At 58.5% G+C, this 18,847-nt stretch carries 15 protein-coding genes; 10 read left to right on the top strand and 5 right to left on the bottom strand.

All coding sequences use genetic code 11. From position 1 onward, the window contains the following. Positions 1–14: 14 nt before the first annotated feature. Both IF654_RS07480 and moaB read right to left on the bottom strand, forming a co-directional pair. The gene (locus IF654_RS07480; protein ID WP_083334036.1) at positions 15–1,241 is read right to left on the bottom strand and encodes a molybdopterin molybdotransferase MoeA; all 1,227 of its coding nucleotides are present in this window, start codon (positions 1,239–1,241) and stop codon (positions 15–17) included. Next, entirely contained in the window at positions 1,225–1,764 is a 540-nt protein-coding gene (gene moaB / locus IF654_RS07475; RefSeq protein WP_047273979.1) for a molybdenum cofactor biosynthesis protein B, read from the bottom strand. The genes IF654_RS07480 and moaB overlap by 17 nt, the downstream gene beginning before the upstream one ends. Before the next feature lie 79 nt (positions 1,765–1,843). Here moaB and mobA point away from each other — a divergent pair, with 79 nt between their 5' ends. Together mobA and IF654_RS07465 are read left to right on the top strand one after the other, a co-directional pair. Then, positions 1,844–2,413, top strand: a complete 570-nt coding sequence (gene mobA, locus IF654_RS07470; protein WP_047273977.1) for a molybdenum cofactor guanylyltransferase MobA — start codon at positions 1,844–1,846, stop codon at positions 2,411–2,413. A 103-nt stretch (positions 2,414–2,516) separates the two neighbouring features. After that, entirely contained in the window at positions 2,517–2,738 is a 222-nt protein-coding gene (locus IF654_RS07465) for a YgdI/YgdR family lipoprotein (protein WP_047273975.1), read from the top strand. A gap of 73 nt (positions 2,739–2,811) precedes the next feature. Here the strand turns inward: IF654_RS07465 and IF654_RS07460 are convergent, their stop codons facing one another. Further along, entirely contained in the window at positions 2,812–3,702 is an 891-nt protein-coding gene (locus tag IF654_RS07460; protein ID WP_047273973.1) for an RluA family pseudouridine synthase, read from the bottom strand. Positions 3,703–3,904: 202 nt separating this feature from the next. On the opposite strand from IF654_RS07460, the gene IF654_RS07455 reads away from it, so the two are divergent. Continuing rightward, positions 3,905–8,176 carry a dermonecrotic toxin domain-containing protein gene (locus tag IF654_RS07455; RefSeq protein ID WP_194862621.1) on the top strand — a complete coding sequence of 1,424 codons (4,272 nt, stop codon included), beginning with the start codon at positions 3,905–3,907 and terminating at the stop codon, positions 8,174–8,176. 84 nt (positions 8,177–8,260) lie between these two features. On the opposite strand, the gene IF654_RS07450 is transcribed toward IF654_RS07455, so the two are convergent. Together IF654_RS07450 and IF654_RS07445 are read right to left on the bottom strand one after the other, a co-directional pair. Beyond that, positions 8,261–8,497: a glutaredoxin family protein gene (locus IF654_RS07450; RefSeq protein WP_047273969.1), complete on the bottom strand. Its 237-nt coding sequence runs from the start codon at positions 8,495–8,497 to the stop codon at positions 8,261–8,263. Positions 8,498–8,575: 78 nt separating this feature from the next. After that, entirely contained in the window at positions 8,576–9,673 is a 1,098-nt protein-coding gene (locus IF654_RS07445) for an acyltransferase family protein (RefSeq protein ID WP_194862622.1), read from the bottom strand. A 175-nt stretch (positions 9,674–9,848) separates the two neighbouring features. On the opposite strand from IF654_RS07445, the gene IF654_RS07440 reads away from it, so the two are divergent. The 7 genes from IF654_RS07440 to IF654_RS07410 all read left to right on the top strand — a co-directional run bounded on the left by IF654_RS07440 (position 9,849) and on the right by IF654_RS07410 (position 18,838). Next, positions 9,849–11,585: a cation:proton antiporter gene (locus IF654_RS07440; protein WP_047273965.1), complete on the top strand. Its 1,737-nt coding sequence runs from the start codon at positions 9,849–9,851 to the stop codon at positions 11,583–11,585. Positions 11,586–11,712: 127 nt separating this feature from the next. Next, complete coding sequence (locus IF654_RS07435) at positions 11,713–12,027, top strand: ElaB/YgaM/YqjD family protein (protein WP_047273963.1); 315 nt, start codon at positions 11,713–11,715, stop codon at positions 12,025–12,027. A gap of 2 nt (positions 12,028–12,029) precedes the next feature. Next, positions 12,030–12,404 carry a phage holin family protein gene (locus IF654_RS07430; protein WP_047273962.1) on the top strand — a complete coding sequence of 125 codons (375 nt, stop codon included), beginning with the start codon at positions 12,030–12,032 and terminating at the stop codon, positions 12,402–12,404. After that, positions 12,401–12,742, top strand: a complete 342-nt coding sequence (locus IF654_RS07425) for a hypothetical protein (protein ID WP_047273960.1) — start codon at positions 12,401–12,403, stop codon at positions 12,740–12,742. Before IF654_RS07430 ends, IF654_RS07425 begins: the two co-directional genes overlap by 4 nt. Before the next feature lie 144 nt (positions 12,743–12,886). Beyond that, positions 12,887–14,218 (top strand): deoxyguanosinetriphosphate triphosphohydrolase, encoded by a 1,332-nt coding sequence (locus IF654_RS07420; RefSeq protein WP_047273958.1) that lies wholly within the window; start codon positions 12,887–12,889, stop codon positions 14,216–14,218. A gap of 370 nt (positions 14,219–14,588) precedes the next feature. Next, the gene (locus tag IF654_RS07415) at positions 14,589–15,215 is read left to right on the top strand and encodes a response regulator transcription factor (protein WP_047273956.1); all 627 of its coding nucleotides are present in this window, start codon (positions 14,589–14,591) and stop codon (positions 15,213–15,215) included. Between the two features lie 8 nt (positions 15,216–15,223). Further along, the gene (locus tag IF654_RS07410) at positions 15,224–18,838 is read left to right on the top strand and encodes a transporter substrate-binding domain-containing protein (protein WP_194862623.1); all 3,615 of its coding nucleotides are present in this window, start codon (positions 15,224–15,226) and stop codon (positions 18,836–18,838) included. The last annotated feature ends 9 nt before the right edge of the window (positions 18,839–18,847 follow it).

Raw genomic sequence — 18,847 nt, 5'->3', positions numbered from 1 at the left:
GCAGCTGCGCGGCGTTAGCCCAGCACTTCGCTCAACGGGATGAAACCCACTTCATCGCCCTGCGCCAGCGTACTGCCCTCGCGCACCTCCACCAGCCCTTCGGCCCACGCCGCGCTGCGCAGCACGCCCGAGCTTTGGTTCTTGTAGATAACCGCACGGCCCTGTTCCAGTCGCCCGCGCAAGTACTCGCGACGATTGCCCGGCTTGGCCCAGACGAACCCGGCCGGCACCTGAAAGGTCAGCGGCTCGACCGCCTGCACACCTTGACGGCGCAGCAGGTACGGCCGCGCCAGCAACGCAAAGGTCACCAGCGTCGAGGCCGGGTTACCCGGCAGGCCGATGACCGGCACGCCACGGTAATGCCCGCACGTCAGCGGTTTACCGGGTTTGATCGCCAGCTTCCACAGCGCCAGCTCACCTTCTTCACGCAGGGCAATCCCCAGGAAGTCAGCTTCACCGACGGACACCCCGCCCGTGGACAGAATCAAATCCACATCGCCCAATTCAACCAGGCGTTGGCGGGTGGCCGGCAAATCATCCGGCAAGATGCCCGCATCCAGCACCTCACACCCCAGACGGGTCAGCCAACTGCACAGCAACACGCGGTTGCTGTTGTAGATCTGGCCCGGCCCCAAGGGCTGTCCCGGCTCAATCAGTTCATCCCCGGTGGACAACACGGCCACGTGGACCCGCCGAATCACTTCAAGCGTGGCGCAGCCCAGCGACGCGGCCAGCCCTTGCTCAATCGGCCCCAGGCGCGTACCTGCGGCCAATACCACCTCACCGACCGTGGTTTCCTGCCCTTGTGGACGAATGTTCTGCTGGACGCGCAGCGACTGAGTGAACACCACCCGCCCATCGGCCTGCACCTGCGCGTTTTCCTGCATTTCGACGCAATCCGCCCCGGCAGGCACCGGGGCCCCGGTGAAGATCCGCGCACAGGTGCCGCGCGCCAGCGCCTCGGGCGCCTGCCCGGCAAAAATGCGCTGGCTGACGGGCAACGGCTCACCCGTCCAGTCAGCAAGGTGCAGTGCGTAACCGTCCATGGCGCTGTTCGGCCAGGGCGGCAGGTCCAGGGTGGAGACCAGATCCTGCGCCAAGACCCGCCCCTCGCAAGCGGCCAGTGGCAAGGTCTCGGTGTCGCGGATCGGCGCGGCTGCGGCCAGCGCCAGCAGGCGCGCAAGGGCCACTTCAACCGGCATCAACTCGCCGGTACGGCCCGGCTTACCCACGGGTTTCACAGGCCGCTGCCTGCTTCAGGTGCGCCACGAAATTGCAGGGGCGATGCCGGGCGTCCAGTTGCTCGGCCAGAATCCCGTCCCAGCCCGTGCGCACGGCATTGGTCGAACCCGGCAGGCAGCACACCAGCGTGCCGTTGGCCAGACCGGCCAGGGCGCGCGATTGCACGGTCGAAGTGCCGATGTCGGCCACGGAAATCTGCCGGAACAACTCACCAAAACCGTCCACCTGTTTGTCCAGCAGGCAGCTCACGGCCTCGGGCGTGCTGTCGCGGGCCGTGAAACCGGTGCCGCCGGTCATCAGCACCACCTGCACGTCATCCTCGGCAATCCACTGCGCAACCTGAGCGCGGATTTTGTACAGGTCATCCTTGAGTAACACCCGCGCCGCCAATCGATGGCCCGCGTCAGTCAGGCGGTCGACAAACACTTGACCCGAGGTGTCGGTGTCGAGGGTGCGGGTATCGCTGACGGTCAGAACAGCGATGTTCAAAGGTACGAAAGGCGCATCAACCTTGGCTTTCATAGACGAGGTCCAGTTGTAGGAAGAACAGCCCGGTGTTATATCACAGCCCTTCTTTTGCCTGACTGCGCGGAGTCAATTCATGAACCGGTTCCCCTGCTCCATCCTGTTACTGGCGGGCGGACGCGGCCAGCGCATGGGCGGGCACGATAAAGGGCTGGTGCAGTGGCAGGGTCAGCCGCTGATTACCCATGCCGTGCAGGTGGTACGGCCTTTCACCGATGACCTGATTATTTCCTGTAACCGTAACCGCGAGCGTTACGCGGCCTTGGCCGATCAATGGGTCAGCGATGGCAACGACGACTTCGAGGGGCCATTGGCCGGTATCCGCGCCGGGCTGGCGGCCGCACGGCATGCCCATTTGCTGGTGCTGCCTTGTGACGTACCGCAGATCGACGCCGCACTGATCGCCCGGTTGCTCGACACCGCCGCTCAGCACCCTGCCCGACCGGTCATGGTGCGCCAAGGCGAACACTGGGAGCCGTTGCTCTGCGTGATCCCCGTGCAACACCGCGGCGTGTTTGATACGGCTTGGGAAAACGGCGAGCGCAGCCCGCGCAAAGTCATGCTTGAGCTCAATGCACAGGCCTGCGAGTGCGCCGAGAATGATCCGCGGCTGCTCAACGTTAATACCCCGGATTTACTCAAATAAACGCAATAGCTATCCTTGCGCCACTAGTCAGGGAACTTGCAGACGATGTATACGTCTCAGGGTCAGTTACCTATAAAGCACATTCATTTGTTGGAGAAACACCATGACTCATCGGACTCTCGCCGCTCTCATGCTCACTGCTGGCCTGGCCGCCCTTGCTGGCTGTGCTTCGCCAACCGTGATCACGCTCAACGACGGTCGTGAAATCCAGGCAACCGACACGCCTAAGTACGATGAAGATTCGGGCTTCTACCAGTTCAAACAATTGGACGGTAAAGAAACTCGCATCAACAAAGATCAGGTTCGTACCGTTAAAGAGCTGTAAGTTTCATGCGTTAAAACAAAACCCGCCTGGTGCGGGTTTTGTTGTTTCTGGCTCGCCGTCGGTTGTGTGTTGCCTACCAGTCCAGCTCGATCCGGCTCTCGAAATAACGCGCCTGGCCTGTCACCGGGTCGATAAAACGCAACGTTTTGGCCAGCAGTTTCAACGGATTGGCGTAGTCATCCACCGCATCCTTGATCACCTGCGGGTAAAACGGGTCGTTGCAAATCCCGGCCCCCAGCGCCGCCATGTGCACGCGCAATTGATGCTTCTTGCCGGTCACCGGCGATAACCCGTAACGCCACAGGTCGCCATTTTTCTCGATCACACTGACGTGGGTCTCGGTGTTGATGGCACCCGGCCCTTCCTGCATACGGAAGAACGGTTCGCCATCGATCAAACGACTTTTATGAACGCGGGGGAGCGGCAGATCCGGCAACGCCGGGGCAATGGCTTCGTAGTGTTTGTCGATTTGGCGAGTGGGGAACAGCGACTGATACGCCGAGCGACTCGCCGGGTTGGCCGAGAACAGCACCAGCCCGGCGGTGTGCCGATCAATGCGGTGCAAGGGCACCAGATTCGGATTGCCCAAGGTGCGAATCAGCCGCCGCAGCAACGTGTGCTCGACGTATTCACCTGCCGGGGTGACGGGCAAAAAGTGCGGTTTATCGGCCACGACCAAATGCTCATCGGCATAAAGGATGGTCTCTTGCACGGGGATCGGCGTTTCGTTGGGCACTTCACGAAAATAGTGAATGCGCAGGCCTTCCTTGTACGCCAGTTGCGGGCCCACTGGCCGACCGTCGGCATCCAGCACCCGCCCACGGGCCATGCGGTCCAGCCACTGCTCACGGCTGATCGCACGAAAGTGATCGCACAAACAGTCCAACACGGTCGACCACTGGCCCGGCGGCAGGTACAGGGTGCTGGCTTGGTGCTCGGCGGCGTTGAAAGCAGGGGTCGACATAGTGAACTCGGCAGTGAAAAAGCAGCCCGGGATTATCCCCCACAGCGCCCTGCCAAGAAACCATCAATCATGCCGCGCCCTATATATGTAGCCATTTCATGCACGCGCACCGGTACACACTGCTCACGTCCTTCTCCCCACCCGGCGGTTGGCTGGATGACACCAGGGCCGCGGGTTACTTGAACATGCGTGAGTGATGTCTATGAGTGATGTGTTTCATCTATCGGATGCCTTGAGCACCGAACTGGTCATGGCAAGCCCGGATGCCGAAAAGCAGCGCATCCAGACGTGGACCGCGCTTGATACGGCGATTCAAACCTTATTGGCGGACCAGCCCACCCTTGAGTCGGTGCTGCACGACGAGCTGAAAACCCGGTTTCCCGAGGCCACAGGTTCACTCGATCCCGAGCGTCTGCTGGTGGTGGTCACGCCGACCAGCCCGCCCTTGTCAACGCTGAGTCCGCAGCCATTAAGCGTGATCGATACAGTACTGGAGACCTTCCGTACCGGGGTCTACCCGCGCTACCCCAAAGAGCGCACCACGGTTGCCCGGGACGACGAAGCCGCAGCCGGCAGCCTGGATATTGCACGTTTTGAAACGTTCGCCGCAGACGTGCGCCAACACCTGCGAACCTACGTAAAGCAACAGACCACTGAATTTTGGAGCGCCCAGACCTCGGTCACCGGAACGCTGTCGCGCAAAGCGTGGCTGCTGGGAAAACTCAGCGAGCTGGTGGTGGCCGAGTCCCACTTGTTGTCCTACGACAGCACCCTGACGCCCGAGCACCGGGTGATGATCGATCAGGTGGTGCGCTACCCGACGCTCACGGCACGGGGCGCGCTGCCTGCTTATTCACGCCCGGCCGTCTACGCCCTGTCGATCAAGACCCTGGAGGACCCGGCACTGGCAGACCTGACGGGCGCATTTGTCATTACCGAGCGTGATGGCACTGGCGCCAATGATGAAGCGGGCGCGTTTTCGATCCCGGCCAAAACCGCCACCGTGCAAATAGGCTCCAGCACCGACGCCGCCAGGGTAGTGCTGTACACGCCGTCTGGGGGCCTGCTGGGCTTCGAATCGTTACAGGCGTTACACACGGAGATCGAACGTCGCTGGCGCAGCGTCTCGGAATTCGAGTCGATGCTGGAGCTGCTTTCAACCCAGGACCTCAAGCGTGTCGTGACGTGGGACAACAGCCCGCAAGCAGCGCTGGATATGGTGTTCACGGAAATTCAGGGTTCAGTGTTTGAGCATGTGTTTAACGCACATGACACTCAGCGCGAACAGAATCTGTTTCATGCCCTGCTCAATGCCGCGCAGCGCTCGCCAACAGACATCAGGGAAGCGGTCGCGCACGTACTCGATTACACACACCGCTTCAAACAGGCCAAAGCGCTGAATGCGCGATCGGTTAAACGGCTTGCCAAGAAAGCCCGCGACTGGTTACTCAAAGCCAGCAGCACCGACCGCCAAACCTGGCTGCAGGTGTCCGAGCAGTACCGACTGCTGAGCCTGATCGCCCATGAAAATGGCGAGCCGTCTCCCGACCAGTTTGGCGACCGGCCCTTCTTGTTGCGCTACGCGCGGGAGCAGTTGCAACAGCATATTTTCGCGGAGTATGGGCTGGAGGTTGATCCGGACACGGTGCTGATTACGGTGACGTCTGCCGAACGAGGATCAGGCCCCGTGATTCCGCTGACAGGCTGGGCGCCTTCGTCGTACACGGCGGCCAACAGCCTTTCACGTACCGGGCCCACGATAAAACTGAGCAGCACCACCCGCACCATGACCGAGCTGGCGCTGGAGAATGTCAGTAAATTCGATATCGACTACGCGCTGACGGCCCGTGTGACCACGCTCAATAACGATGACCCTGCTGCGGCACCGCTGGATGCCGGGCAAGTCAAAACCATCATTCGCGCCGTCAACATTGGCGACAGCTACGCGGCGTTTCTTCAAGACGCCCTGATCGACTCCCCCAAAGCCCAGGCGCGACGCGAAACCGCCATGCGCGTGATGAGTGCGCGCATGCTGGCGGATGCACTGGAAGCCAAGATTTCCGGGGATTTTTCCCCTGATCGCGTGGATCGCGGGTATCGATGGGTGGAAACCGCCGTGAATGCCGCGCAAGACCCGACCCACGCGGGCACCTTTGAAGGCCACCTGATCCAGACCTACCAACTGCTGATCAGCGGGGCGACCGTCAGGGGCGTGTTGATCTTTGGCACACCCGCCGATCAGCAACGCGCGAATTCGCAAATGGAGCTGGACATCAACGCCCCGCAACCTCAATTCGCGGTGCGCTCACTGGTGGTCTACACCCCTGAAGCCCCTGACGGAAAACGCTTTCGCGAATTTGAAAACCGCCAGCATTTTGCCAAGCACTTTTTGGGCAATCCTCAGTTGCTGGACTACTTCGTGGGCCGCGTCAGCCAGGGCAATCAGGAGCGGATTCGCCCGTTACTCGCCCGAGGGCTCAGGGCGCCCGAGGTCAACATACTGCCCGTCGCCGGTAACTTTATCGAACAGGCCTGCCTGGCCGACGCACGGCATGCCCTGGCCAATGCCGACGCCTTGAGTACCTCAACCTCGGAGATCAATCAGCTGACGGTGTGGAACAGCATTGAAACTGCCGTCGACGTGGTGACCATGCTGCTGCCTCTGAAAGTGACGGCACCGATTGCCTTGGGCCGCAGCTTGATGTCGCTGTGGAACTTCATCGACGCGCTCAAACGCGACAGCCAGCGCGAGGCGATCGGGCACTGGGTGAGCATGATTGCGCACTGGGTAGACGCGGGCATCGATGTCGGGGTCGGGATTGTGAGAGGCGTAAAAAAACCTGCCACGCCTGCGCCGGGCCTTGATCCGAAACTGAGCTACAACCAGAGCCTTTCCGACCTGACTTTACGTTCCGACGGTATCTACGAGGGCGTCTATGAAAAAGCGGCCGCACCACGAGGTACGCCGCAACACTTCATCAAGCAGGACGAGCATTGGTTTCAGGTCAAATACGACGCCCACTTGCGCACATGGCGCGTGATGGACATGCGTCACCCGCAAGCCTGGTACCGCTCGCCCGTCGAGCGCGACAGTGCCGGGGTGTGGCGCGTGGGCAGCCCGCAAGGAGGGCTGCGCGGCGGTGTGAGATCGACACTCGCCCCGCTTCGCGTACGCGTGGCATTTCCCAATTTCAGTTACCGCGAAGCGCGAAGGCTGCTGGATCAGTTTGAGTTCCCGGCCGCCAGTCAACAGCGCCTGGAACTGGATCTGGCCGAGTACCTGGTCAAGCATCAGGAGTTTCCGGTCTGGTCCCGGCAATACCACAAGCCTGGCCTGGGTGAAGCCGCGCCACGCGCCGGCACAAGCACTGGCACGGCAGGAAGCCGCGTGGGCCTGAGCAACAAACGCAAGGCGCCTGCGGTCCCCGAAGAACAGCCGGTCAGCCCCGCGAAACAACCCGTGTTTTCAACCACCACGGCCAGCGTTGAACCGTTGAATAACACCAGCTGGAGAAGGTGGGGCGAGACATTTGAAGACGCTCAACTCAAACCTCAAAGCATCAACCCGCCCATCTCAACAGTCACTGACGCACGGGGCACTCACCGGGTTATAAAAATCGACGATCTGTATTATCAGATATTGCCCCAGGGCAACCTTGCCCAAGGCAAACGGGTGTTTATCAAATACCCGGACAAACCCTGCAATACCTATGAGCAACTGGGCTTGCGCATCCATGAAAGCCCTTTTTTACAGCCGAGGCTGGCCGAGTACATCAGCGGTTCCTGGATCGTTTTCCCACCCTTTTTCCAGAAAACCCTGGCCCAATTCATCGGCTCACTCTTGCCCGCCCTGACACCGGTTTCGAGGAGTGCACTGGCCAAACGACTCTACGTAACCGCCGACGCTTCCAGCCCTGACCTGACCCCCACGCGCATGAGCAATATCAACAACACCTTGCACGGCTGGCGCAGCGGCAATGCAGTCCCCGACAACATTCACCTGGGCGACCCGCTGGCCCTGCTGGCGCAAGGGACAGGGATCGGCAACAAAACGTTCACCATGGGGCAACTGGCCCGCCGGGCATTTTTCAACCAGCTCGATCTGGTCTTGCTGGCCAGCGAACGGCTGCTGCTCACGGAGCCCCTAGGGTTGAACAAAATGATGAGGGGCCTGCTGGAACGCTTGGGGTTCGAGATCTATCCCGACGTCACCAGTGCGACTGAGCTGGTGTTCCGCCGCAAGGGCGCCAGCACCCTTAACTACCTGCAACTGCACCGTGTTGACACGCCACAGATTTCATTGGCCAAACCACTGACGGAATCGGTCGACGACTTTATCCGGCGCAATCCTCTGTCGCCGCTTTCCATGGCGCTGAAGACGGCCAAACAGGAAGGCAAGTTGTTGACGTTCTTGGGCGGGGTTCTAGTTGCCCCGCTCAGCGACGTGCCGACCGGGTTCATCTACAGGGCCTGACACAGCGGCGTGAACCCCTGCTGCGCTGCGCCATGCCGAGCCATTCGCTCAGCATGGGCGGTGCATCAGCGGTTGGACGTCGACCTACCGCAGAAACGCCACAATCTGTTCGGTATCGAATGGCCAATCCAACTCGGCGCCCGTGTCCACGCGACGCAGGACAGGAATGCGCAACCCGTAGGCTTCAACCAGTGCCTCGCTGTCGACAATATCGATCAGTTCGACCAGTAAACCGTGTTGGACCAGCGGCATGACTTCTGCTTCAGCGAGTTCACACAGATGACAACCCAGCGTGCCGAACAGTTGACATTCGGAAGGCATAATTCACGACCTGAGAAAAATAGGCGTTCATTCTAGGAGCCTCACCCTGTGTCGTCGACCCGAATCCGGCGCCGCCAGTCACTTGGCCGAATCGGTCTGCGGGCGCCGGGGGCTGACGGCGAAGGTGCGGGCGCAATAGGCCGTGGCCCAGTCCAGTACCGGCTTTTCGAAGAAACGATAGGCCAGCGCCCCGTAACACAGCACGGCGGCCATCATGAGCAGCAGAAACAGCGCGTTGTCCCACGGACTGTCAGGCCACGCCCCGACCCGTTGCCAGAGATGACCGATCACCCCCAACACCAACAAATGCGACAGGTAAATGGTGTAGGACATATCGCCGGTAAAGACCAGAAACGTGGGCACGCGAATCAACTTGCGGCGTTCCAGCAGCGCCAGCGAGCCCACGACGGCGCCGAACACCAGCCCTACTGACAGCATGCGCACCAGCCCTTCGGCAAAGAACAGCTTGTACCCGTAAATCAGCGGGAAACCCGCCAGCAGTGCGATCAGCAACGTCGTCCACACCCAAGCGGTCGGGACCTTGGCGCTGTGCCTGCTGTAAAAAAACAACGCCAGTGCGCTGCCCGCAATGAACTCCAGCGCATAGGGGTGAAGCATGATTTTCAATGCCGGATTGAAGTCTTGCCAATTGGCCAGCCCGTTGAAGGCAACCAGCCCGATCGCCCACAGTGCGAGCAACACCGGCAGGTGTTTCTCCCTGAAAAACAACAGCCCGGTGAAGACCAGGTAAAACCACAGCTCAAACACCAGCGACCAGGCCACCATAACTAGCAACACGCGGTCATTGGGCAATAGCAAAAACGACATCAGCAGGTTCGAACTGCCGTGTGAGGTGTTCACCACCCCCGGCATCGCCAGGGTCACGCCGAGCGTAATGAAGAAGTACAACCAGTAGTTGGGGTAGATACGCGACAGTCGATTGAACACAAAACGCCAGGTTTGCACGGCGTTTTGAAAGCGCCCACGGGTCACGATGACCATGACAAAGCCGCTGATGACGAAAAAAAGGTCGACCCCCAGCTGAAAAAAATTCACCAGCGCTGGCAATAACAGATCGCCACCGGAATACTTCGCCTCCACCGACGCCATGTGAAATAACACCACCCCCAGAACGGCAGCGCCTCTCAAGCCTTGCAGGGAATACAGACGTTCCATAACGCTCCTGACGACTACGCTTGTCTTGCATCCAATTAAGCAGCTGGTTCTGAGCATAGCGAAGGACCGTCATTTTGGAATTTTGCCGTCAAACAATGATGCACATCAGCGCCGGCCCCTTCTGTTTGCCGGATGCTCGCGACTTTTTTTATTTGAACTGACAGGGAAGACTTTTGTGTTTGCCAATTTACTGATCATCCTCGCCTCTTCGCTGGTGGTGATCGCCTTTTTCAGGCGATTGAAACTGCCGCCGGTACTGGGCTATTTGTGCGTAGGCCTGTTTGTCGGGCCTACCGCGCTGGACTGGATCAACGACAGCCCGAACCTGCCCGACCTGGCCGAGCTGGGGGTGGTGTTCCTGCTGTTTTCCCTGGGGCTGGAGTTTTCGTTGCCCAAGATGCTGGCGCTGCGCAAGGTGGTGTTCGGGTTGGGCAGCTTGCAGGTGCTGTGCACCTCGCTGGTGTTGGGGCCACTGTTATATGCATTTGGCATGAGCCTGAACGCCGCGTTCTTGCTGGGGGCCGGGCTCGCCCTGTCGTCCACGGCCATTGTCAGCAAGGAGCTCACCAGCCTGGGTGAAATCTTCAGCCGCCATGGGCAGAACGCCATTGGCGTCTTGTTGTTTCAAGACGTGGTCGCGGTGCTGTTGCTGACGCTGGTGCCGGTATTTGCCGGGAGCAGCGATCAGGCCTGGTACTGGGCACTGCCAATCACGCTGGGCAAAACCGTGATTCTGTTCGTGGGCCTGTTACTGGCCAGCCGTTTTCTGCTGCCGCGCCTGTTCCATGAGGTGGCGGCCTCGCGCTCGGCGGAGCTGTTTGTGCTGCTGGCGCTGGTCATTGTGCTGCTGACCGCTTGGCTCACGCACTTGTTGGGCCTGTCGCCTGCCCTCGGGGCATTCCTGGCCGGGATGCTGTTGGGGGAAAGCCATTACCGCCATCAGATCGAAGCCGACATCCGCCCGTTTCGCGACATCTTGCTGGGGCTGTTCTTCGTCAGCATCGGCATGCTCATCGACCTGCAACTGTTCGTGCACGACGGTTTTCTGATCCTGGGCCTGACCCTGGCCTTGCTGTTAATCAAGGGCGGCGTTGTGGCGCTGTTGGTCAAGCTGCGCGACAGCGATGGCGAGACCGCGTGGCGCAGCGGCCTGGCGCTGGCACAAGGCGGCGAATTTTGTTTCGCGCTGATGGCGCAAATGCAAAGCAATGCCTTGATCCCGCCCGAAATGGCCAGTTACCTGCTGGCCGCCACGTTCTGCTCCATGCTGCTGACGCCTTTGCTGCTGCGCGCGGCGCCACAAATTGCTGCACGCTTGCATCGCAAGTCGTACGAAGAAGCCGAGCTGGAAGAGATCGCGGCGCAGAACGCCGAATTGCACGGGCATGTGGTGATGTGCGGCTATGGTCGCGTCGGTCAGTCCATCGGGCGGTTCTTGCGCAGTGAGCACCACGATTTCGTGGCGCTGGACTATGATCCTGAACGCATTCAGGAGGCCGCCAAGGTCGAGAGTTGCGTGCATTACGGCGACGCCCGGCGCGGCGACCTGTTACGCGCCGTGGGCCTGGACCGCGCGCGCCTGCTGGTGATTGCGGTCGACGACACGGACGTGGCCATGTGCGTGCTCAAAGAGGCGCGCCTGATCACGATTGATGTGCCGATACTGGTGCGCACCCGCGACGATAGCCTGTTGGTCGAGCTCAAGGCTGCCGGGGCAACCGAAGTGGTGCCCGAATTGCTGGAGTCGAGCCTGATGCTGGCCTCCCATGCGCTGATTCTGCTGGGCATCCCGGAACGCGCCGTTCGACACCGCGTGGACGAAGTCCGGCACAACCGTTACCACTTGCTGGACGGGTGCCTGGAAAACGCCGATGCGCGCGAAACGCCAGGCTTCAACCGCGAAGGCGAGTAATTTAAGGTAAGGTTTTGTCACAACGCACGGGTAACGGCTCCAGGGCCTGCCCGACACGAGAATTTCAGTGAACCTTCATTCACTGCCTACACTCTGAACCATCAAGAAGCCACTCACGGAGATCATCATGGCCCGCACTACAGCAAAAAATGCTCAAGAGATTTTGATGGCTGACTTCCAGACACTGGTTGCCGACACCGAACGCCTGCTGGAACACACCGCCTCGCTGGCGGGGGATCAGGCAGACGAACTGCGTGCACAGATCAAGGACAGCTTGCTCAAAGCCCGTGAATCCCTTGAAGAAACCAAAGAGTCACTGCAAGAACGTGGTCAGGCTGCGGTGGTGGCCACTGAAGATTACGTGCAGGCCAACCCTTGGCAATCGGTCGGCATCGCGGCGGGCGTTGGCTTTCTGATTGGTCTGCTGGCTACGCGGCGCTGAATATGACTGACGAATCCGGCTCCCCTCGTTCCTCACCGCGGCGCCTGGGTGCCGCCTTTCTCGGCCTGTTGCACAGCCATGTCGAGTTGCTGGGCATTGAGCTGCAAGAACAGAAAGCCCGCACGGTCAGCCTGTTGCTGTTTGCCGGGCTGGCCTTGGTATTCGGGTTGTTACTGCTGATCGGGTTGTCGGCACTGGTGCTGATTCTGGTCTGGGACAGCTATCGTCTGGCCGGCATCATCGGGCTGTGCGTGTTCTACACCCTGGCCGCCATCTACTGTGGCCTGCGGCTCAAAGCGGCCGTGTTCGATGAGTCCTCTCCTTTCAACGCCACGCTTGAAGAGCTGGCCAAAGACCGCGAGCGTTTGTTGCCATGAACCTGCCTGAAATGCCGCCCAAAGCGTCGCGTCGCGAGATGCGCAAGGTGTTGATCCGCTTGCGGATGGAAATGCACCGCCAGGAGATCCGCCACGAAACGCAGCAGTTGCTACAGCCCTTGCAGAAAATGCGCGGGATGACGAGCAACTGGCAAGAAAGCCTGGGCATCAAGCACGCTCCGCTTTGGGGTGTCGGGGCGGTCACGCTGCTCGGGTTTCTGACGGGCAAAGGTGCCCGCTCCAAGGGCACCGGCCGCATGTCTCGCCTGATCGGCCTGACAACAGGTCTGTTGCCCTTGATCAAACTGGTGATTCAGAGCACAGCCCGTAAACCTTGAACGGGCCCCCATGATTGGCGCAGAGGGCAGCGAAGCAACACTCGCCTGCCCACTGCGCTGGATCATTCTCCAACCTGATCCCCCTTGCACCCTCCTGCGTGAAGCGAGAAGCTGAACCCCTACTCACTGACGGAGCACCGCGCCTTGGATTGGCAGACCCTACTTAATCGCGAACGCCTCGGAAAACCCCATCACAGCCCTGAAGAACTCGGGCGCAGTCCATTCCATAAAGATCATGACCGCATCATTTTCTCGGGCGCCTTCCGACGCTTGGGCCGCAAGACGCAAGTTCATCCCGTCACCAGCAACGATCACATTCACACACGCCTGACCCATTCCCTGGAAGTCAGCTGCGTGGGCCGTTCCCTGGGCATGCGGGTGGGCGAAACCTTGCGCAGCGCCCTGCCCGACTGGTGTGACCCCGCCGACCTGGGGATGGTGGTGCAATCGGCCTGCCTGGCCCATGACATCGGCAATCCTCCGTTCGGCCACTCGGGTGAAGACGCGATTCGCAACTGGTTCCAACAGGCCGCAGACCGCGGCTGGCTGGACGACATGAGTGAAGCCGAGCGTCGGGACTTCCTGAGCTTTGAAGGCAATGCACAAGGCTTCAGGGTGCTTACGCAGCTGGAGTATCACCAGTTCGACGGTGGCACCCGCCTGACCCACGCCACGCTGGGCACCTTCCTCAAATACCCGTGGACAGCACGGCATGCGGACTCGCTGGGTTATAAAAAACACAAGTTCGGCTGCTATCAGAGCGAGCTGCCCCTGCTTCAAGGGATCGCTCAGAAACTGGGCCTCCCGCAACTTGAAGACGAGCGCTGGGCTCGCCATCCATTGGTGTACCTGATGGAGGCAGCCGACGATATCTGCTACGCCTTGATTGACCTGGAAGACGGTCTGGAAATGGACTTGCTGGCCTACCACGAAGTGGAAGCCTTGCTGCTAGGCCTGGTAGGCGATGATTTACCGCAAACCTATCGACAGCTCGGGCCCAAGGACTCGGAGCGGCGCAAGCTCGCCATTTTGCGCGGCAAAGCCATCGAACACTTGACCAATGCCGCGGCGCGCACGTTCGTCGAGCAGCAGGATGCGTTGCTTGAAGGCACGTTATCGGGTGATTTGGTCGAGCACATGCACGGCCCGGCAAAACGTTGCGTGCTGGATGCCAAAAACATGGCTCGGCAAAAGATATTCCAGGACAAACGCAAAACCCTGCATGAGATTGGCGCCTACACGACGCTGGAGATCTTGCTGAATGCCTTTTGCGGGGCGGCCCTGGAGCAGCACAAAGGGCGTACGCCCTCCTTCAAGAGCCGTCGCATCCTCGATCTGCTGGGTAATAACGCGCCAGCCCCTCATTGGCCACTGCATCGTTCATTCATGCGCATCATCGACTTTATCGCCGGCATGACCGATAGCTACGCCACAGAAATGGCCCGAGAAATGACAGGCCGCTCAAGCCCCGTCTGAGCCCCCTGCTTTTCTATACAGGGCTCATCCCGATAACGGATGAGCCCTGTATAGCCCTGTCAGAAAATGGCGTTTAACACCAAAGAATTAAAACAACACAAATAAACACAACAACCAAATACCCCGACAGCATGTAGTACTTTTCCTTCATCGCACTAAACAACTGCTTTAAACCCCAAACATTCAAGCCAAGAAACAGCCAATCCCTTCAACAACCGGCTCTTCGCCTATTCAACTAACCGTACTCTTGCGCCTTAATTTGCGTAGGAATTTTCCCATACTACGTTTGTAGGCCAAAGGGTTCGTGTGCCCACTCCTATAACTGAGCTATGGTGCGCGCTTTCTATACCGTGCTTAACAGGAATTAACTATGACCACCGTCTTTATTGTCGACGACCATCCGGTTATCCGGCTCGCGATTCGTATGTTGTTAGAACATGAAGGGTATGAAATAGTCGGCGAAACCGACAACGGCGTGGATGCAATGCAAATGGTGCGCGAGTGTGTTCCCGATTTGATCATTCTCGACATCAGCATCCCGAAACTCGACGGACTGGAAGTGCTTGCACGCTTTAATGCCATGAACTCAACCCTTAAAACGCTGGTCCTGACAGCGCAATCCCCCACCCTTTTTGCCATGCGCTGCATGCAATCCGGGGCTGCCGGGTATGTGTGCAAACAAGAAGAACTGAGTGAACTTGTCAGTGCAATAAAAGCGGTCTTCGCGGGCTACAATTATTTCCCCAGTCAAGCCCTGGCACCCGAGCGTCACGAGGACGGGGATTCTTCAGAAATCGAATTATTCAAATCGGTCAACGACCGGGAGCTGATGGTTTTGCAGTTATTTGCACAGGGCAAGACCAACAAGGAAATAGCCAAAGGCATGTTTCTAAGCAACAAAACCGTGAGCACTTACAAGAAAAGACTCATGCAAAAACTAAAAGCGAATTCATTGGTTGATCTTATCGAATTAGCCAAACGCAATTCTTTAGTGTGAGAAACAGGATGCCCACGCGGTTAATACACTTCCTTTCACTGATCACAGGTTTCATTCTGTGCTGGCCGGTATTGGTGCAGGCCAACGGCCGTGACAACTATTCATTGCTAAGCCGCTCGGGCATCTATTATCAGGAAGCGCTTCTCGATAAGAATCAACGTACCTGGTTGCAGGAAAAGCGCATATTGCGGGTGGGTATTTCATCGCCGGACTACCCGCCCTTTGACATGACCACCAGTGGTCAGGATTACGAAGGGCTTACTGCCGATTACACAGGGCTTTTGTCCAAGGCGCTCAACGTCTCTATCCGGGTTCAACGCTTCTCTACCCGAGAACAAGCGATTGATGCACTCGTGCAGGGCACCATTGATTTGCTCGGCACCTCAAATGGCTACGAAGCCACCAACCCCGACCTGGTCCTGTCCATTCCCTACGCGGTTGACCAACCTGTGCTGGTAAGCCGCGAAGGAGAAAATCGTTCGCTGACGCAAGGTCTGCAGGGCCTGCGCCTGAGCATGGTTTATCACTATTTGCCACTGGCGGATGTCAAAAAGCTGTATCCCAAGGCGATTGTCCAGTCCTACCCTTCCTATCAGAACGCAATAAATGCAGTGGCCTTTGATCAGGCCGACGTATTTCTTGGGGATACGATTTCAACGCACTACATGATTAACAAGGGCTATTTGAAGAACATCAAAATGGCCAACTTCAGCAAGCATGAAGCGTATGGTTTCAGTTTTGCCGTTCGCCGCGACAACCCCATGCTGCTGGACATTCTCAATACCACGCTGGCGGCCATCCCCAACAGCGAACGTGAAAGCATTGCCAAACGCTGGAGCGCAGGCAGCGACATCCTGCTCTCCGACCAAAAACTTCAATTGACCGAGCGCGAGGAACGCTGGCTGGCTAAACACCCCACGGTCAAAGTCGTGGTCAACGAAACCCTGGCCCCCCTCAGTTTTTTTGATGCGGAGGGTAATTTTCGGGGCATTACGGCAGATCTGCTGGAAATGATCCGACTGCGAACCGGCTTACGTTTCGAAATCCAGCGCACCCGCAGTCTGGGCAACATGATTGACATGATCCAGCATCACGAAACCGACATCATTTCAGCGATCAGTCCTTCGGTGTCCAGAGAGAGCCAGCTCAACTTCAGCCGCCCCTATCTTGAAAACTCATTTGTACTGGTGACTGAAAAAGGCCCCGATCACCCTTCAAATCTTGAACAACTGGCCGGTAAACGTCTCGCACTGACGCTGGGTAATCCACTCACCCCTTATCTTCGTAAAGAGTTCCCCGGTATTACGCTGGTAGAAACAGACGACATCTATCAGGCCACACAACTCGTGGCTGAAGGCAAAGTTGAGGGGGCGGTCAACACGCTGGTCATTGCCAACTACCTGCTGGCGTCTCAATTATTTCAGGACCGGTTACAAATCAGCGCGACCATTGGCACCCAACCAGCCACGTTCTCGTTAGCGACGGCCCGTGATGCCAGCGAGCTGAGCTCCATTCTGGATAAAGCGCTGCTCAGCATTGCGCCTGATGAGCTGGGCATTATCAACAGTCGATGGCGCGGGTATGTCCCGGCCTCTGACAGCTACTGGCGCAATTACCATCGACTGATTTATCAAATCATCATTGGCACCCTGCTTATGTTGCTGCTGTCACTGCTCTGGAACGCTTACATGCGTCGCCAGATCCAGCAACGCAAGCGTGCCGAGCGCGCCCTCAACGACCAGTTCGAATTCATGCGTGCGCTGGTCAATGAAACCCCCCACCCGATTTATGTACGCGACCGCGAGGGCGTACTGAAAACCTGCAACGACAGCTACCTGAAGACTTTTGCCGCCAAGCGCGAAGATGTGATCGGCAAAACGGTCATACAGACCCGGCGCGCCATCAGCAATGAACACGAGGCTCACGACTTTCAGTCAGATTATCTGCGTGTCATTCGAGAAGGCACGCCACTGATCATGGACCGCCAACTGCACGTAGGCGATCAAGCCATCACCATCTATCACTGGATACTGCCTTACCGGGATTCTCTGGGCGAGGTTCAGGGCGTCATCGGTGGCTGGATTGATATCAGTGACCGTCGCCAGTTGATGGACGAACTGCGGGCCGCCAAAGAGCGGGCCGACGAAGCAAACCGCGCCAAAAGTACTTTCCTGGCAACGATGAGCCACGAAATTCGCACCCCGATGAATGCCGTAATCGGCTTGCTGGAACTCACCCTCAAACGGGCCGACAAGGGGCAACTGGACAGGCCCTCCATCGAGGTGGCGTACAACTCGGCCAAAGATCTCCTGGAATTGATTGGTGACATCCTGGACATCGCCCGTATCGAATCCGGTCGGTTGAACCTGTCCGCCGAACGGGTCAATTTGCGCGAACTGGCCAACGCAGTCATTCGCGTGTTTGACGGCCTGGCCCGGCAAAAGAAACTGACCCTGGCTCTCCTATTCAATCCCGAACACGACGCCCCGGATGTCCTGATCGACCCTTTGCGCTTCAAACAGATCCTGACCAACCTGATCAGCAATGCCATCAAATTCACGGAACGAGGACAAGTCACGCTGCAAATGAATGTGCGACCAACCGAGGTTGCGGACCAGGTAGAACTGCAACTCAGCGTCCAAGACACGGGCATTGGCATTAACGAAGCCGATCAGGCCCGCTTGTTCCGACCTTTTTCCCAGGTTGAAAACACCGGGCAACTGGCCTTGGGAGGTGCCGGGCTGGGCCTGGTCATCTGCAGAAGCCTGTGCGAAATGATGGGCGGCACACTGGCACTCAGCAGTCAGCCGAACGTGGGGACGCAGGTACACATCACCCTGAAACTTCCTTCGTTGACGCCGTGCCTTGAGCAGGCGGAAAAAGAACCCGAAGTCGCCCAGAGCACACGCCCGCTAAACGTACTGGTCGTCGATGATCATCCGGCCAATCGCTTGCTGATGTGCCAGCAACTGGGGTTCCTGGGGCACATGTTTACGACTGCGCAGCACGGCGCTGCCGGACTGGAACTCTGGAAACAGGGCGCATTTGACGTCGTTATCGCGGACTGCAATATGCCCGTCATGAATGGGTATGACTTGACCCGGGCCATTCGCCATATCGAATACGTCGAACAACGCCCGCCTTGCGTGATATTGGGTTTTACAGCCAACGCGCAACCTGAAGAACGCCTTAATTGCCAGGATGCAGGCATGGACGACTGCATGTTCAAACCCATAAGCCTGACGTTGCTCAGCAAGCGGTTGAACGAGCTCAAACCGGTTTCAAACGAAGTCGCCTTCAACGTAGAAAGCCTTTACGCCCTGTCCGGCTCGGATCCGGTTCGAGTCAAACGCTTGCTCGAAGAGATCTTGCGCAGTAACCGCACTGACCTTGAGGAACTTCAAAAACTCCGGGCCGAAGACGGGTTGCCGCCGTTTTCAGAGTTGGCGCACCGCATCAAAGGCGCAGCACGAATTGTCAGTGCCCAGCTCTTGATTGCGCGATGCGAAGCACTTGAGCAGGCCGACCTGACGACCGTGGATGAGTGCTGCGACCAAGTGGTACACGCCATGACGTCGATGGAACAAACACTGCTCGCAGAACTTGAGAAACTGAACCACTGATCAACGGCT

The sequence above is a fragment of the Pseudomonas lundensis genome, assembly GCF_015377145.2.
GTDB classification, from domain to species: domain Bacteria; phylum Pseudomonadota; class Gammaproteobacteria; order Pseudomonadales; family Pseudomonadaceae; genus Aquipseudomonas; species Aquipseudomonas lundensis.
The sequence above is the reverse complement of the archived record's forward strand: the minus strand, read 5'-3'. Positions and strand labels throughout refer to the sequence as shown.

Coding starts and splice junctions, on each gene's coding strand:
- IF654_RS07430 (WP_047273962.1), top strand. CDS start 12,030: ATGACTGACGAATCCGGCTCCCCTCGTTCCTCACCGCGGCGCCTGGGT.
- IF654_RS07410 (WP_194862623.1), top strand. CDS start 15,224: ATGCCCACGCGGTTAATACACTTCCTTTCACTGATCACAGGTTTCATT.
- IF654_RS07455 (WP_194862621.1), top strand. CDS start 3,905: ATGAGTGATGTGTTTCATCTATCGGATGCCTTGAGCACCGAACTGGTC.
- IF654_RS07445 (WP_194862622.1), bottom strand. CDS start 9,673: ATGGAACGTCTGTATTCCCTGCAAGGCTTGAGAGGCGCTGCCGTTCTG.
- IF654_RS07435 (WP_047273963.1), top strand. CDS start 11,713: ATGGCCCGCACTACAGCAAAAAATGCTCAAGAGATTTTGATGGCTGAC.
- moaB (WP_047273979.1), bottom strand. CDS start 1,764: ATGAAAGCCAAGGTTGATGCGCCTTTCGTACCTTTGAACATCGCTGTT.
- IF654_RS07450 (WP_047273969.1), bottom strand. CDS start 8,497: ATGCCTTCCGAATGTCAACTGTTCGGCACGCTGGGTTGTCATCTGTGT.
- IF654_RS07415 (WP_047273956.1), top strand. CDS start 14,589: ATGACCACCGTCTTTATTGTCGACGACCATCCGGTTATCCGGCTCGCG.
- mobA (WP_047273977.1), top strand. CDS start 1,844: ATGAACCGGTTCCCCTGCTCCATCCTGTTACTGGCGGGCGGACGCGGC.
- IF654_RS07460 (WP_047273973.1), bottom strand. CDS start 3,702: ATGTCGACCCCTGCTTTCAACGCCGCCGAGCACCAAGCCAGCACCCTG.
- IF654_RS07465 (WP_047273975.1), top strand. CDS start 2,517: ATGACTCATCGGACTCTCGCCGCTCTCATGCTCACTGCTGGCCTGGCC.
- IF654_RS07425 (WP_047273960.1), top strand. CDS start 12,401: ATGAACCTGCCTGAAATGCCGCCCAAAGCGTCGCGTCGCGAGATGCGC.